The organism is Mesorhizobium sp. WSM4846 (genome assembly GCF_055811415.1).
Genome location: NZ_JBVVPZ010000001.1, coordinates 471,218 through 484,600 on the forward strand (window position 1 = coordinate 471,218; position 13,383 = coordinate 484,600).

At 64.5% G+C, this 13,383-nt stretch carries 14 protein-coding genes; 5 read left to right on the top strand and 9 right to left on the bottom strand.

Features of this window, described 5'->3' with window-relative positions; genetic code table 11:
- Positions 1-3 precede the first annotated feature (3 nt).
- Positions 4-954 (bottom strand): LysR substrate-binding domain-containing protein, encoded by a 951-nt coding sequence (locus AC0L15_RS02265; RefSeq protein WP_287246556.1) that lies wholly within the window; start codon positions 952-954, stop codon positions 4-6.
- A 176-nt stretch (positions 955-1,130) separates the two neighbouring features.
- Here AC0L15_RS02265 and AC0L15_RS02270 point away from each other — a divergent pair, with 176 nt between their 5' ends.
- Complete coding sequence (locus AC0L15_RS02270; protein WP_128247895.1) at positions 1,131-1,421, top strand: DUF1127 domain-containing protein; 291 nt, start codon at positions 1,131-1,133, stop codon at positions 1,419-1,421.
- A gap of 135 nt (positions 1,422-1,556) precedes the next feature.
- Here the strand turns inward: AC0L15_RS02270 and AC0L15_RS02275 are convergent, their stop codons facing one another.
- The 5 genes from AC0L15_RS02275 to AC0L15_RS02295 all read right to left on the bottom strand — a co-directional run bounded on the left by AC0L15_RS02275 (position 1,557) and on the right by AC0L15_RS02295 (position 5,908).
- Positions 1,557-1,832 (bottom strand): type II toxin-antitoxin system HicB family antitoxin, encoded by a 276-nt coding sequence (locus tag AC0L15_RS02275; protein ID WP_353813030.1) that lies wholly within the window; start codon positions 1,830-1,832, stop codon positions 1,557-1,559.
- Positions 1,832-2,719: a DUF937 domain-containing protein gene (locus AC0L15_RS02280; RefSeq protein WP_128247897.1), complete on the bottom strand. Its 888-nt coding sequence runs from the start codon at positions 2,717-2,719 to the stop codon at positions 1,832-1,834. The genes AC0L15_RS02275 and AC0L15_RS02280 overlap by 1 nt, the downstream gene beginning before the upstream one ends.
- Before the next feature lie 114 nt (positions 2,720-2,833).
- Complete coding sequence (locus AC0L15_RS02285) at positions 2,834-4,207, bottom strand: glutamate--cysteine ligase (protein WP_287246557.1); 1,374 nt, start codon at positions 4,205-4,207, stop codon at positions 2,834-2,836.
- A gap of 257 nt (positions 4,208-4,464) precedes the next feature.
- Positions 4,465-5,199, bottom strand: a complete 735-nt coding sequence (locus tag AC0L15_RS02290) for a 16S rRNA (uracil(1498)-N(3))-methyltransferase (protein WP_287246622.1) — start codon at positions 5,197-5,199, stop codon at positions 4,465-4,467.
- A gap of 31 nt (positions 5,200-5,230) precedes the next feature.
- A complete protein-coding gene (locus tag AC0L15_RS02295; RefSeq protein WP_128175231.1) occupies positions 5,231-5,908 on the bottom strand; it encodes a hypothetical protein in 678 nt (225 codons plus the stop codon).
- Positions 5,909-5,994: 86 nt separating this feature from the next.
- Between AC0L15_RS02295 and AC0L15_RS02300 the strand changes: the two genes are divergently transcribed.
- Complete coding sequence (locus AC0L15_RS02300) at positions 5,995-6,693, top strand: type 1 glutamine amidotransferase (RefSeq protein ID WP_128175229.1); 699 nt, start codon at positions 5,995-5,997, stop codon at positions 6,691-6,693.
- A gap of 273 nt (positions 6,694-6,966) precedes the next feature.
- Positions 6,967-7,107, top strand: a complete 141-nt coding sequence (locus AC0L15_RS02305; RefSeq protein WP_091595274.1) for a hypothetical protein — start codon at positions 6,967-6,969, stop codon at positions 7,105-7,107.
- Positions 7,108-7,112: 5 nt separating this feature from the next.
- Here the strand turns inward: AC0L15_RS02305 and AC0L15_RS02310 are convergent, their stop codons facing one another.
- Genes AC0L15_RS02310 through AC0L15_RS02320 form a run of 3 tightly spaced genes read right to left on the bottom strand, consistent with a single transcriptional unit; the run spans position 7,113 to position 9,911 of the window.
- On the bottom strand, positions 7,113-7,895 hold the full coding sequence (locus tag AC0L15_RS02310) for a metallophosphoesterase (RefSeq protein WP_473495846.1): 783 nt from the start codon (positions 7,893-7,895) through the stop codon (positions 7,113-7,115).
- Between the two features lie 26 nt (positions 7,896-7,921).
- Positions 7,922-9,058 carry an alpha-hydroxy acid oxidase gene (locus tag AC0L15_RS02315; protein WP_287246559.1) on the bottom strand — a complete coding sequence of 379 codons (1,137 nt, stop codon included), beginning with the start codon at positions 9,056-9,058 and terminating at the stop codon, positions 7,922-7,924.
- Between the two features lie 49 nt (positions 9,059-9,107).
- On the bottom strand, positions 9,108-9,911 hold the full coding sequence (locus AC0L15_RS02320) for a FadR/GntR family transcriptional regulator (RefSeq protein ID WP_287246560.1): 804 nt from the start codon (positions 9,909-9,911) through the stop codon (positions 9,108-9,110).
- A gap of 198 nt (positions 9,912-10,109) precedes the next feature.
- Between AC0L15_RS02320 and AC0L15_RS02325 the strand changes: the two genes are divergently transcribed.
- Positions 10,110-11,453 (top strand): DUF3422 family protein, encoded by a 1,344-nt coding sequence (locus tag AC0L15_RS02325; protein ID WP_287246561.1) that lies wholly within the window; start codon positions 10,110-10,112, stop codon positions 11,451-11,453.
- Between the two features lie 287 nt (positions 11,454-11,740).
- Complete coding sequence (locus AC0L15_RS02330) at positions 11,741-13,237, top strand: FAD-linked oxidase C-terminal domain-containing protein (RefSeq protein WP_287246562.1); 1,497 nt, start codon at positions 11,741-11,743, stop codon at positions 13,235-13,237.
- Positions 13,238-13,383: the final 146 nt, after the last annotated feature.

A 13,383-nucleotide genomic window follows, 5' to 3' on the forward strand; every position in this document is an offset into this window, starting at 1 on the left:
TCCTTACCAGCCCGGCACGATCTGGTTCGGCTTGCCCCGCTTCATCTTCGAAAAGGCTGCGAAGTCGAAGCTTCCCGTCTCTTCGCCGGGCGGCACGGAAATATTGTCGAGGCTTTCCGAAATGTGACGGGCCAGCGCGTCGACGATCTCCGGCCGCGACGTCTGGCCGCGCATGATGCCGATGCGGCAATCGGGCAGGGCGCCGAATCCGTCGGCGTCGCCCAGCACCCGCATGCCGGGGCGCAGCGCGCATTCCGGCAGCACCGAGATCGCCAGGCCGGAAAGCACCGCGGCGGTGATGACGGTCGCCGAGAAGCTGGTGAACAGGATGCGGTAGTCGCGGTTTTGCCGGTCGAGCACGTCGACCGCGGCCCGCCGCCAGATGCAGTTCGGTCGGCCGAAGGCCATCGGCAGAACGTCCTGTTCATGCGTCGCATGGTTGGCCGAAGTCACCCACAGCAGCGGTTCGCGCCGCACCACTTCCGACTGGCCGTGCGCGTCACTATGCGTCACCAGTGCCAGATCGAGATTGCCACGCTTGATATGCTCGACCAGCCCCGGCGTCGGCTCGCAGATCACGGTCAGTTCGACACGTGGGTTGGAACGGGCGAAGCGGGCCATGATCTCGGGCAGGAAGCGATCGGCATAGTCGTCCGGCGTGCCGATTCGGATCGTGCCTTCGAGCCGCCGGTCGTCGAAGGCGGCCAGCGTTTCCCGATTGAGGAACAGCAACCGTCTTGCGTAGGAGAGCAGCCTGTCGCCTTCCTCGGTCAGCCTGTTGGTGCGCCCGTCCTTTTCGAACAGCGGCTTGCCGATCCGCGCCTCCAGCCGGCGCATCTGCATGGACACCGCCGACTGGGTCCGATGCACCGCTTCCGCCGCGCGGGTGAAGCTGCCGGTGTCGACGATTGAGACGAAGGTCTGCAATTGATCGAGATCGAGTGGCGCTTTCATCGGTCCAATCCATCACTAGTGTTGATGTTAAAGATTAGAAACATTCGTTGGATTAATCAATCGAACGATGGCAAATTTACGACTGTCCACATGACAGCATGTGAATCGGGACCGGAACGGCCGCTGTTGCCAGCGCCGATCGCGCGTCTTCGTCCGTTCGAATGAAGGAGACTGACATGGCTACGTTTGATTTCGCCACCGAGACTTCGCGCATCACGTCGCGTCCGGCTATTGCGACGCGCGTGGTCAACACCATCTCCAGCGTCTATCGCGCCTGGAAAAACCGCCGCGCCTTCTATCGCCTTGGCGAGATGTCGGACGCCGAACTTGCCGACATCGGCTTGACGCGCGCCGATCTCCACGTCGCCATCGACGTGCCGTTTGGCCGCGATCCAACCGAGAGGCTTCGCGTCATCGCGGCCGATCGCACAGACACGATCGAGGATATTGCCCGCAAGGTGACCTGATCGCGTTGGTGGCCGCCCTTGGGGCGCGCGCGGCGCCATAGGATTTCGCAGGCTCCCACTCCCTGCCGGTTTCCCCGCCGGCCCGCCTGCGCACTGCCCGGTCCTCCCAAGGATCGGGCATTTTCTTTTTTTAAATCAGGCGAAGGCCAGCTTTCGCGACGGCCGCCGTGTCGATCTACCAACTTCGTGCGCGGCTTCTATCCAGGACGCTATGGCGTTCTGGACGTTCGCGATGGCCTCTTCAGGAGTATCGCCATCGCTCGTACAGCCCGGCAGGTCAGGTACCAGGGCCGAAAATCCGCCTCCGTCTTCTGTAGCCAGCGGTGCGATGACAACCGGATATTCAAGTCTGCCCGTCATGTCTCTTTGCCTCGTCGATGAATGCCACGAGTTTTCGGACGCTCGCAACATTACCGCCGATCCATGCCTCGCTTGAATTGATCGAAGATCGATTCCACGCCCTTCTGGTAGTCGTCACGCTGCTGCGCACCTGCCTCGAACATCTTGCCGAACAAATCGTCGAACGGATTGCGTGGCCTGCCGCTCGGATTGGTCTGCGGCTGCGGCGTTTCGCGCTGCTGCGGCGCCTGACGCGGCTGCGGCTGCTGCGCGCCGCCGCCGAACATGTCCTGCAGCACCTTGCCGAGCGGATTGTCGCCGTAGGGATTGGGCGCCTGCCGCGGCTGACCCTGCGGCTGCTGCGCACCACCGAACATGTCCTGCAGCACCTTGCCGAACGGATTGTCCATCGGGCCGGGCTGCGGCGCCTGGCGCTGTTGCGGCGCCGGTGCGCCGCCACCGGCCTGCCGCATCATCTGCTCGATGATCTCGCCGAGCGGATTGCTGCCGCCGCCGAATCCGCCTGCTGCCTGCATCTGATTTGTGGTCTGCTTGAACAGGCCGCCCATCATCATCGAAGCCACGACCGGCAACATCTGCTGCAAGATCTGCTGGCTGACGCCGCTCGCCTGCGCTGCCTGGCTGGCAACGGCGCGGGACAGGTCTTTCGAGCCGAACAGATGGCCAAGAATGCCGTTGCCTTCATCGACGCCCTGCGGCGAGAAGGCCCGGCCTGCGTCCTCGAAATATTTGGCGTGCTGGCCGCTGGCCATTGCCGTCATGAACGCGCCGAGCCCGTAGGGGTCGGAGGTGCTGCGCTTCAGCCCCTGTGAAAAGGCCGGCAGCAGCGCCTCGACCGCCGATTGCGCTTGCTGCTGCGAAAGGCCGAACTGTTGGGCGAGGGCCTGCATGCCGTTACCGTTCTGCGCCTGCGCCAGAATGTCGAACAAGGAAGCCATTGGTTTTCTCCTCGGGAAAATCCTCGTAGAAGAGCCTACCGCATCGGCCCGAAAATCGGAATCGATTTCGGAAAGCGCGTTTCCCGAGCTGTCAGCCAAGCCGATAGCAAACGGCTAATACGCATACTCCATGAACACCGGCTCGATCGAGCCGCCCCAGCGCGTATGATAGGCGGAGAGCAGTTCCTCGGCGCTGGTGGTGCCGCGCGCGACGACTTCGTCCAGCGTGCTGAGGAACGACGTTTCGTCGTAGCCGTCGCGGTTCTTGCGGCCGCGGTTCTTCAGCCCCATGCGCGAGATGACGAGCACGTCGCGGGCGATCTCGCGCAGTGTCGTATTGCGGAACGGCGCCGAAATGCCCTGTTCCGGCACGGCGTTGCGCATCGCCAGCACCTCTTCATAGCTCCAGCTTGAGGTCAGCGCCTCGGCCGCGTCGAGCGCCGCCGCGTCGTAGAGCAGCCCGACCCAAAAAGCCGGCAGCGCGCAGATGCGCCGCCATGGTCCGCCATCGGCGCCGCGCATTTCAAGGAAACGCTTCAGTCGCACGTCGGGGAACAGCGTCGACAAATGGTTCGCCCAATCGCCCATCGTCGGCAGCCCGTCAGAAATCTCGTTGCGGGCCGCACCTGCCATGAACTGGCGGAAGGAGACGTGCGTCATGTCGTGGTAGTGGCCGTCGCGGATGACGAAGTACATCGGCACGTCGAGCGCCCATTCGACATAGTCGGCGAAGCCGAAATCGGGCGAGAAGCAGAAGTCGAGCAGCCCCGAGCGCTGGTTGTCGGTGTCGCGCCAGATGTCGCCGCGCCAGCTCTGAAATCCGTTGGGCCGGCCCTCAGTGAACGGCGAGTTGGCGAACAGCGCCGTCGACAGCGGCTGCAGCTTCAGCGACACCTGCATCTTGCGGCGCATGTCGGCCTCGCTCTCGAAGTCGAGATTCACCTGGATGGTGCAGGTGCGGTACATCATGTCGAGGCCCTTGGTGCCGACCTTGGGCATGTAGCGCGTCATGATCTCATAGCGCGACTTTGGCATTTTTGGCGTCTCGGCCAGCGACCATTTCGGGCTGCCGCCGAGCCCGAGGAAGCGGATGCCCATCGGCTCGGCGATCTCGCGCACTTGCGCCAGATGCGCATTGCCCTCGCGGCAGGTCTGGTGGATCGTTTCCAGCGGCGCGCCGGACAGTTCGAATTGGCCGCCGGGCTCCAGCGAAATCGCCCCCCGGCCGGTCGGCTCGACCAGGCCGATGATGCGGCCGGCATCCATGATCGGATCCCAGCCGAGTTTTTCCTGCATGCCCTCAAGAATGGCGCGGATGCCGTGCTCGCCGCCATAGGGCACTGGCGCATTGCCGTCGACATAGAATGGGAATTTCTCGTGTTCGGTGCCGATGCGCCATTTGTCGCGCGGCTTGTTGCCTTCAGCCAGGTGCTCGACAAGCTCGTCGACGCCTTCGATCGGCCGGAAATCGGTTGTGTCGCGCGCCATTACAAGTCCTCTAGCACATGACCCCGAAAATCGGCTTCGATTTTCGGAAAGGATCATGTGCCCAATCAAGTGCTACAGCGTCCTTTGCGCGTCCGAAAGGACGCGCGGCGCTGTAGGTGGTCGGACGACCGCCGGCGCTAGATGGACGAAATGTCAGTAGGCGATCAAGCGAAAAATCCTGAGCCACAGGGTAACTGGAATTGATTGGCTGCTTCTTCCTTCTCCCACAAGGCCCACAAGGGGAGAAGGGAAGTGCCTCACCAGTCTCCGATTGTCGCCTGTATCACCGCCAGCGCCGCCACAGCAGCCGTATCGGCGCGCAGGATGCGCGGACCGAGAGGAATCGCGGTTACGAAAGGCAGCTCCCGCAGCATCCTTCGTTCCTCGTCGGAAAATCCGCCCTCGGGGCCGACCAGCAGCCCGAGCTTCTTCTCCCGCACCGCCTGCAGCGCCGGCAGCGGATTGTTGGTGGAAGCATCCTCGTCGCAGAAGATCAACCGCCGCTCCTTGTCCCAGCCGGCCAGCAGGCGCTCGATTTTTTCCGCTTCGCGCACTTCCGGCACCGCAAGGATGCCGCATTGTTCGGCGGCCTCGACGACATTGGCGCGCAGCCGTTCCATGGCGGGCTTTGCCACCTGCGTGTGCTGGGTAATGACCGGCTGCAGGACGCCGGCGCCCATCTCGACCGCCTTCTGCACCAGATAGTCGAGCCGACCCTGCTTAAGCGGCGCAAAGCAGTAGACGAGATCGGGCAGCGGAGGCTGCGGCCGCTGCAATGCCAGCACCTTCAGCCGCACCGTCTTTTTGGACCTGGCGGCGATAGAAGCCGACCATTCGCCGTCGCGGCCGTTGAACAACAGGATTTCGGCGCCCTCGCCGAGCCGCAGCACATGCATCAGGTAATGGCCCTGCTGCGGGCTCGCCTCGAACTCGATATCCGGTCCGAGGTCGTCCGGCACGAACAGCCGCTGCATCTTGTAATTGGCGCGCATCGCCGAGGAATGGGCGAGCCGGCTCTTGGCGTCAAGTCTCGGCCGACGGATGCCACACTGGCACATAGCCTTGCCTCAGCACGGCAACGGTGGTCGCCGGCGTGAGCAGGCGGATTGGACGGTCGGCAAAACCGCCGAACCCCACGGGATCGCCGTCCACCGGATCGCCCCCCACACGATCACCATAGCCTGCGAACGACCAGCGCAGCGCCTTGCCGCCGCGCATCGCATAGGCATTGCCGCCGTCCGCAACCATGGCGCCGTCCGGCAACCCGGCAAGCTCTTCTACGGATACGACCGGTGCCTGCCCACCCGACGCCAGCCGCTCCCTATGCAGCCGCTTGTCGACCTGCGGTGCGCGCGGCGCGGCAATGCCGAAGGCCATCCCGAAGCGCCGGACGAAGTCCCTGGCCCGCTCGCGCCGGCAGAAGAAGCAGGGCCGATGCCCGGCCGCGAGCGCGGTCACCTCGTCCAGGAAAAACAATTCGGTCCAGCCGGCCTTGCCACCGTTCCGGTTGCGGCCCATCGGCTCGCGCCGCACATCGCGGAATTCGCAGACGCAGATGATCCAGGCCTGCAGCGCCCAGCGTTTTTTCAGCAGCGTCTTCGTTTCGGGGTCATGGATGATGCCGCGATTGCCCATGAACAGGCCGCGCTCCGGCACGGCGTGGATGACGCCGAACGGGTCGACCCGATTCTGCAGTGGCATAGCTTTCTCCCCAGATACGTATCTTGGCCGGAATGACGGCGGCATGATATCGCTCGTCGCATCGTTTTCATGTCAGCAGGTTTTCAATGCGGGTGCTGGTGGTCCAGAATTTCGACAGCGAGGGCCTTGGACAGATCGGCGCAGCGCTTGTCGAGGCAGGCGCCGATATCGACCTGCGCCGGCCCTATTGTGGCGAGATGCTGCCGCAGGACAGCGCTGCGCACGACGCCATGGTCGTGCTCGGCGGCGCCCAGAATGCGCTGGACGACGAGATTTGCCCGTATTTTCCTGAACTTCTCGACCTGACGCGCGATTTCGCCGGCAAGGATCGCGCCGTGCTCGGTATCTGCCTTGGCAGCCAACTTGTGGCGCGCGCCTTCGGTGGCGAGAACCGGATCGGCGGCGCCTCGGAATTCGGCTGGCACAAGGTCTCGCTCACGCCGGCGGCGACGGCCGATCCGGTGCTCGCCGCGCTGCCCGAAAATTTCTCGATCTTCGAGTGGCACGACGACACTTTTGTCTTGCCCGAAAATGCAGTGCGGCTCGCCGGCAACGAAGTCGCCGAGAACCAGGCGTTTCGCATCGGCCGTGCCGTCTATGGCTTTCAGTTCCATTTCGAGGCGGACGGGCCGATGGTCCGCGACTGGAGCGCATCCTTCGCATCGCTCATTGCCGAGCGGCACCCGGACTGGAGCGATCGGCTCGATGACGAAATGGCCCGCCACGGAGCGGCTGCCGACGCCGCCGGGCTGGCCATCGCCCGCGCCTGGGTGGCGACGATCTGATCAGTCAGTACCGACGTTGCATATTTGGCACGCCGGCAAAAATCCGCTGTGGACAGCATGTTTCGTGCTTGGCTTGTGGCCGCCCGCCACCCTAGAAGGCACGCGCTCTGCATCGTCCGTGCAACGCGATGAACCGTTTGGGTCGCTCGGGCGACACATCGCCGATACAGAACATGCCTAAAAGCGCGAAATCGTCGAAACTTTGAGACGTATTTTGCGTTTCAACCCATTCGTAACCCGCCCCGTGCACAGATGCAGGAAGCTCAACAAGAGATGACGTCCGTGAAAGCAGCGCTTCTGTCCTTTGTCATGTTGTCGGCCATAGTGTTGTGCGGCTTCGGCACCTACGCCGGCGACGCAGCCAACAACCACAACGCCGTCGACGGCTACGGCGTCACCGCCGCGCTTCGCTAAGCGCTTTAACCCTTCTCGCCTGACACCACCAGGATACGCTTGTCGGCACCGTCGACGACGAGCGCGCTGAGGTTTCCCGTTTGGTAGGCGAGCGTGTCGATATTGACGCGGTTGACCATCACCTCGGCCTCCGGCACCGGCGTGTGGCCATGCACCACGATTTTTGGATGCAGGCCGGAATGATTGTGGAAGACATCGCGGATCCAGATCAGGTCCTGCGCGCTCTGACTTTCCAGCGCAATGCCCGGCCGGATGCCGGCATGGCAGAAGAAGAAGTCGCCGAAGGTCAGTGAAAACGGCAGCGACTGCAGGAACTCGACATGGCTTTTCGGCACGGCCTCGACAAGTGCTGCATGGCCTTGCCGCAGTGCCGCCTCGGACCTGCCGAACCACGCGCCGCCACCTTCATTGAGCGCTACGCCATAGGATTGCGCGGTCTGGATGCCGCCGTAGCGCATGAAAAGCCCGTCCGCATCGGGAGTGTCGAGGAAGTCTAGGAAGCCGATGTCGTGGTTGCCGGCGAGCATCAGGTGGCGCGGGTCGCGTTTTCGCACTTCGATCAGGAAATCGATGACGCCCTTGGAGTCCGGGCCGCGGTCGACATAGTCACCGAGATGGACGACACGCCAGTCGGCAGGCCGCGCCTGGCTGATCTCGGCCGCAATCCGGCGGTACATAGCGGCGAGCAGGTCGAGCCGGCCATGCACGTCGCCGACCGCATAGATGCGCATGCCTTCCGGTCCGCGCGCGTCGAGAAAGTGGATGCCGGGGGCAATCAATGCTTCCATCTCCGTGATCATGCCGCCACGGGAGTCTAACGCCGAAGCTGATCCTTGCCCATGTCGGTCACCAGACGCTTTCCGCACAGTGCCAGCGTTATGTCCATCTCCTTGCGGATGATTTCCAAGGCTTTGGTGACTCCATCCTTGCCGAGCGCGCCGAGGCCGTAGAGGAAAGGCCGGCCGATATAGGTCCCCTTGGCGCCGAGACACAGCGCCTTCAGCACGTCCTGGCCAGAGCGGATGCCGCCATCCATATGCACTTCGATCGTGTCGCCGACCGCGTCGGCGATTTCTTCCAGCACCGAGATCGACGACGGCGCGCCGTCGAGCTGGCGTCCGCCATGATTGGAGACGATGATCGCGTCGGCGCCGGTCTTGGCCGCCATCAGCGCGTCCTCCTTGTCGAGGATGCCCTTCAGGATCAGCTTGCCGCCCCAGCGCTCCTTGATCCAGGCGACGTCCTTCCACGACAGGTGCGGATCGAATTGCTCCGTCGTCCACGACGACAGCGAGTTGAGGTCGCCGACGCCCTTGGCGTGGCCGACGATGTTGCGGAAAGTCCGGCGCTTGGTGCCGGCCATGCCAAGGCACCAGCCCGGCCTGGTCGCCACCTGCCAGACATGCTTCGGCGTGAAGCGCGGCGGCGCCGACAGCCCGTTGCGGATGTCCTTGTGGCGCTGGCCGAGGATCTGCAGGTCGAGCGTCAGCACCAGGGCCGAGCACTTCGCCGCCTTCGCCCTGTCGATGAGACTGAGGACGAAATCCTTGTCGCGCAGCACATAGAGCTGGAACCAGAACGGCTTCCTGGTCACCGATGCGACATCCTCGATCGAGCAGATGCTCATCGTCGACAGCGTGAACGGCACGCCGAATTCCTCCGCCGCCTGCGCCGCCAGCATCTCGCCGTCGGGGTGCTGCATGCCGGTCATGCCGGTCGGCGCCAGCGCCACCGGCATCGCCACCTTATCGCCGATCATGGTCGATTCCAGCGAGCGGTTGCTCATGTCGACCAGCACGCGCTGGCGGAACTTGATCTTTTGGAAATCCTCCTCATTGGCCCGGTAGGTGCTTTCGGTCCATCCACCGGAATCGGCATAATCGAAGAACATCTTCGGCACGCGGCGGCGCGCCAGGTCCTTGAGATCGGCGATGGTGAGGATCATGCTCATGGGCTTCCCGCTGATGGTTCGCTAATTCGTCGTAATTCTTGGCCGGCTCTCACGAGCGTTTTCTTGCCGGCTCGCTGTCGCCGGCTTCTGAGCGCTGCATCAGCCTCAGCCGCGACACGCGTTGCCAGTCGCCGCTGCGCTCGGCCTCGGCCATGGTGCGTTCGACATGGGTGATGTGGTCCATCGCCGCCTGCCGTGCGGCCGCCGGATCGCCGGCCTTGACCGCTGTGTAGATCGCCCGGTGCTGCGAAAGCAGCGCCTCGCGCGCGCCCGGCACGTTGAACACCAGGAGCCGGTTTTGGAACACGCCCTCCGACAGCAGCCGGTAGCACGAGCGCAGCGTGTGCAACAGGATGATGTTGTGCGCGCATTCGCAGATCGCGTGGTGGAACTCGACGTCGATTTCCGCCTCGTCGTCGAAATTTCCGGTCCGGTGCGCCTCGTCCATGCGCGCCATGATGCGGTCGAGCAGCGCCAGATCGTCTGATGTGGCGCGCCGCGCCGCATACTCGGCCGCCACTGCCTCGATCTCGCGGCGGTATTCCAGATAGTCGGTCGCCGCCTTGCGGTGCATGGAGATCAAGTCCGTCACCGGCTTGGTGAACAGCTGGCCGATGACGTCGGCGACATGGGTGCCGCCGCCGGGCCGGGTCGTCAAAAGCCCGCGCCCCTCCAGCGCCTTCAGCGCATCGCGCAGGATCGGCCGCGACACCTCGAACCGGCGCGCCAGCTCGCGCTCGCCCGGCAGCCTGTCGCCGGTGCGCAGAACGCCTTCTAGGATTAGGCTTTCGATCTGCTGCACCACCTCGTCGGCGGTGCGGGAATGCTCGATCCTGGAGAAAATGTCGCTCAACGGGAATGGCCTGGGAATTGAACCGGTATGGCGCAGGATAAAGTCAGTGTCGGCAACTGGTCAAATTATTTATCCAGTTCGCCCACTTGGCCGGGTCCGACGTCGTCCCGGCCTATCGCTTTCGGCTAATTTGTCGTTTGCGTGCCCCGGCAATTGGCTCTAGAGGGACGCGAGTGCACCAGGCCCGGGGGACCAGCCGTGGCAGATGACCCGTCCAATCTCGAATTCCAGCCGCGCGTCGAAGGCAGCGTCATGGGCTTTCCCGCGCATGAGGGACGGCCTGGCGCGCTCGGCGAGGTTCACGCTCGTCCGCATCCGCTGGTCGAGAAACCGCGCGTGCTGGTGCAGCTTTCGTTCATGACCGAAGCTGGCTCTGGCGTCGACCAGGCGGTGCTTTCCGAACTGTCGCGGCGCCTCGGCATCGCTGCGCCTGACCCTCATGCCCGCCACCACGCGATGAAGTGGGGCAAGGGCTCGCTGCGCTGGGAGCGGCATACGGAATTCTCCACCTATCTGTGGGAAGGACCGCTCTCCGAGAGCGGCCAGCGCCAGGAAGGTTCGCCTTTCGGCAACGGCTTTTCGCCGCCGGGAACGGTGATTTCCGGCATCAGGCTCGAAATCCGCAAATGGACGCAGGCGAGCGAAAGGCTGATCGCCGGCTTCGACCCGACCAGCCTGTGCTATTCGCTGGTCGAGCGCGGCAACGCCGCCATTGTCACCGATTTCCGCCAGGACGGTGACGGCATGACCCGCATGCTGGTGCTCGACCGCAACCTGACGCCGGCACGGACCGGCGCGCTGGCGCAGCGGCTGATCGATATCGAAACCTACCGCACGCTGGCCATGCTTGGCCTGCCGCTGGCGCTGATGCTGTCCGGTCGCGCCCGCCGCATCGAAGACAGGCTGGCGCAGACCACGCTGGAAATGAAGGTCGCCGAAACCCGCGACAACCAGACGCTGCTTGCCGATCTGACCGAGCTTGCCGCCGAACTGGAGGCCGATGCAGCCTCAAGCCTCTATCGCTTCGGCGCCAGCCGCGCCTATGACGGCATCGTCCGCGAACGGCTGGAGGCGCTGGAGGAAGAGGCGGTGCCCGGCTACGACACCTGGGGCGGCTTCCTGCAGCGCCGCGTCGCCCCAGCCATGCGCACCTGCCGTTCGGTCGAGGAGCGTCAGGCCAATCTGTCGACCAAGCTCACCCGCGCCACCACGCTGCTGCGCACCTGGGTCGACGTCGAGGTCGAGAAGCAGAACCGCGATTTGCTGGCGTCGATGAACAACCGCGCCCGCCTGCAGTTGCGGCTGCAGCAGACGGTGGAGGGTCTCTCGGTCGCCGCCGTCTCCTACTACGTCGTCGGGCTCATCGGTTACCTCGCCAAGGGCGCCTCGATCTTCGGCCATGCCGTCGCGCCCGAGGTCGTCACCGCCGCCTCGGTGCCGCTCGCCATCCTGCTGGTCTGGTGGGGCGTGCGCCGAGTGCGCCGCCTGCACTCCGAACCCGCCAAGCCGGCAGGCGAGCAGGCAGGCAATCTCCCACCTTGAGGGGGAGATGTCGCCGAATGCGACAGAGGGGGTCGTCTCGCATGGGCGCCAACCTCGTTTCGCGGCCGGACACGACGTCGGCGATTTACGTGAGACGACCCCCTCTGGCCGCTTCGCGGCCATCTCCCCCTCGAGGGCCCTCGAGGGGGGAGAAAGTCAGCGCTTCCCTCTCGCCGACCCGCGCAAGATCATCCCGGTATCGGCTTCCGATTTCAGCCAAAGCAGGATTTGCAACCAGCGCCTGCCGCTGGTAAAAGATTTTTACCAGTCGATCGAAGGAACTGTCGATGTCCGGCCTGCTGATGCCGAAATCAGACGACGCCACGATGCGCCGGCGCGACGAGATCGTCGCCGATATGCGCATCATCGTGCCGGGCGAGGGCGTCGTCGACGCTGCCAATTCGATGCGCGCCTTCGAGAGCGACGGCCTCACCGCCTATCGGCAGTTGCCACTGGTGGTGGTGCTGCCCGAAACGGTGGCGCAGGTCTCGCGCGTGCTGAAATATTGCAACGACCGCAACATCCGCGTCGTGCCGCGCGGTTCCGGCACCTCGCTGTCCGGCGGGGCGCTGCCGCTCGAAGATGCCGTGCTGTTGGTGATGAGCAGGTTCAACCGCATTCTCGAGATCGATTTTCCCAACCGCATCGTCGTCGCCCAGCCGGGCGTCACCAATCTCGGCATCACCACCGCCGTCGAGCAGGAGGGCTTTTATTACGCCCCCGATCCATCCTCCCAGATCGCCTGCTCGATTGGCGGCAATGTCGCGGAGAATTCCGGCGGCGTGCATTGCCTCAAATACGGCCTCACCGCCAACAATGTGCTCGGGATCGAGATGGTGCTGATGAACGGCGAGGTGGTGCGGCTCGGTGGCAAGCATCTCGACGCGGAAGGCTACGACCTGCTCGGGGTGATGACCGGTTCCGAAGGGCTGCTCGGCGTCGTCACCGAGGTCACCGTGCGCATCCTGAAGAAGCCGGAGACGGCGCGCGCGCTGCTGATCGGCTTCCCGACCAGCGAGCAGGGCGGCCAATGCGTCGCCGACATCATCGGCGCCGGCATCATCCCGGGCGGCATGGAGATGATGGACCGCCCGGCGATCCATGCTGCCGAGGATTTCGTCCATGCCGGCTATCCCCTGGATGTCGAGGCGCTGCTGATCGTCGAACTCGACGGGCCGGGCGTCGAGGTCGATCATCTGATCGGCCTGGTTGAGGCAATCGCCTATAGGAACGGCTCGACCACATGCCGCATCTCGCAATCGGAGCAGGAGCGGCTGAGTTTCTGGGCCGGCCGCAAGGCGGCCTTTCCGGCGGTCGGCCGCATCTCGCCGGACTATTACTGCATGGACGGCACCATCCCGCGCAAGGAACTGCCGCGCGTCCTGCACGGCATGCGGGAACTCTCCGAAAAATACGGGCTCGGCGTCGCCAATGTATTCCATGCCGGCGACGGCAATCTGCATCCGCTGATCCTCTATGACGCCAACGTGCCGGGCGAGCTCGACAAGGCGGAAAGTTTCGGCGCCGACATCCTGCGGCTTTGCGTCAAGGTCGGCGGCGTGCTGACCGGCGAGCACGGCGTCGGCGTCGAGAAGCGCGACCTGATGCCGGAAATGTTCAACCAGATCGACCTCGACCAGCAGATGCGGGTCAAATGCGCATTCGACCCCAACCATCTGCTCAACCCGGGCAAGGTGTTTCCGCAGCTTCGCCGCTGCGCCGAGCTCGGACGCATGCACGTGCATCGCGGCCAGATGGCGTTTCCGGATATTCCGAGGTTTTGATGGTAGCGTCGCGGAATGGCGGTTCCTCGCCCCCGCAATGCGGGGCAGAGGCGGGGGGGGGGGGGGCCCCGGCGGGGGGGGGGGGGGGGGGGGGGGGGGGGGGGGGGGGGGGGGGGGGGGGGGGGGGGGGGGGGGGGGGGGGGGGG

Coding starts and splice junctions, on each gene's coding strand:
- AC0L15_RS02290 (WP_287246622.1), bottom strand. CDS start 5,199: ATGCGCGCCAATTACAAGATGCAGCGGCTGTTCGTGCCGGACGACCTC.
- AC0L15_RS02275 (WP_353813030.1), bottom strand. CDS start 1,832: ATGTTGCGAGCGTCCGAAAACTCGTGGCATTCATCGACGAGGCAAAGA.
- AC0L15_RS02265 (WP_287246556.1), bottom strand. CDS start 954: ATGAAAGCGCCACTCGATCTCGATCAATTGCAGACCTTCGTCTCAATC.
- AC0L15_RS02330 (WP_287246562.1), top strand. CDS start 11,741: ATGTCCGGCCTGCTGATGCCGAAATCAGACGACGCCACGATGCGCCGG.
- AC0L15_RS02310 (WP_473495846.1), bottom strand. CDS start 7,895: ATGGAAGCATTGATTGCCCCCGGCATCCACTTTCTCGACGCGCGCGGA.
- AC0L15_RS02315 (WP_287246559.1), bottom strand. CDS start 9,058: ATGAGCATGATCCTCACCATCGCCGATCTCAAGGACCTGGCGCGCCGC.
- AC0L15_RS02305 (WP_091595274.1), top strand. CDS start 6,967: ATGACGTCCGTGAAAGCAGCGCTTCTGTCCTTTGTCATGTTGTCGGCC.
- AC0L15_RS02285 (WP_287246557.1), bottom strand. CDS start 4,207: ATGGCGCGCGACACAACCGATTTCCGGCCGATCGAAGGCGTCGACGAG.
- AC0L15_RS02295 (WP_128175231.1), bottom strand. CDS start 5,908: ATGCCACTGCAGAATCGGGTCGACCCGTTCGGCGTCATCCACGCCGTG.
- AC0L15_RS02280 (WP_128247897.1), bottom strand. CDS start 2,719: ATGGCTTCCTTGTTCGACATTCTGGCGCAGGCGCAGAACGGTAACGGC.
- AC0L15_RS02270 (WP_128247895.1), top strand. CDS start 1,131: ATGGCTACGTTTGATTTCGCCACCGAGACTTCGCGCATCACGTCGCGT.
- AC0L15_RS02300 (WP_128175229.1), top strand. CDS start 5,995: ATGCGGGTGCTGGTGGTCCAGAATTTCGACAGCGAGGGCCTTGGACAG.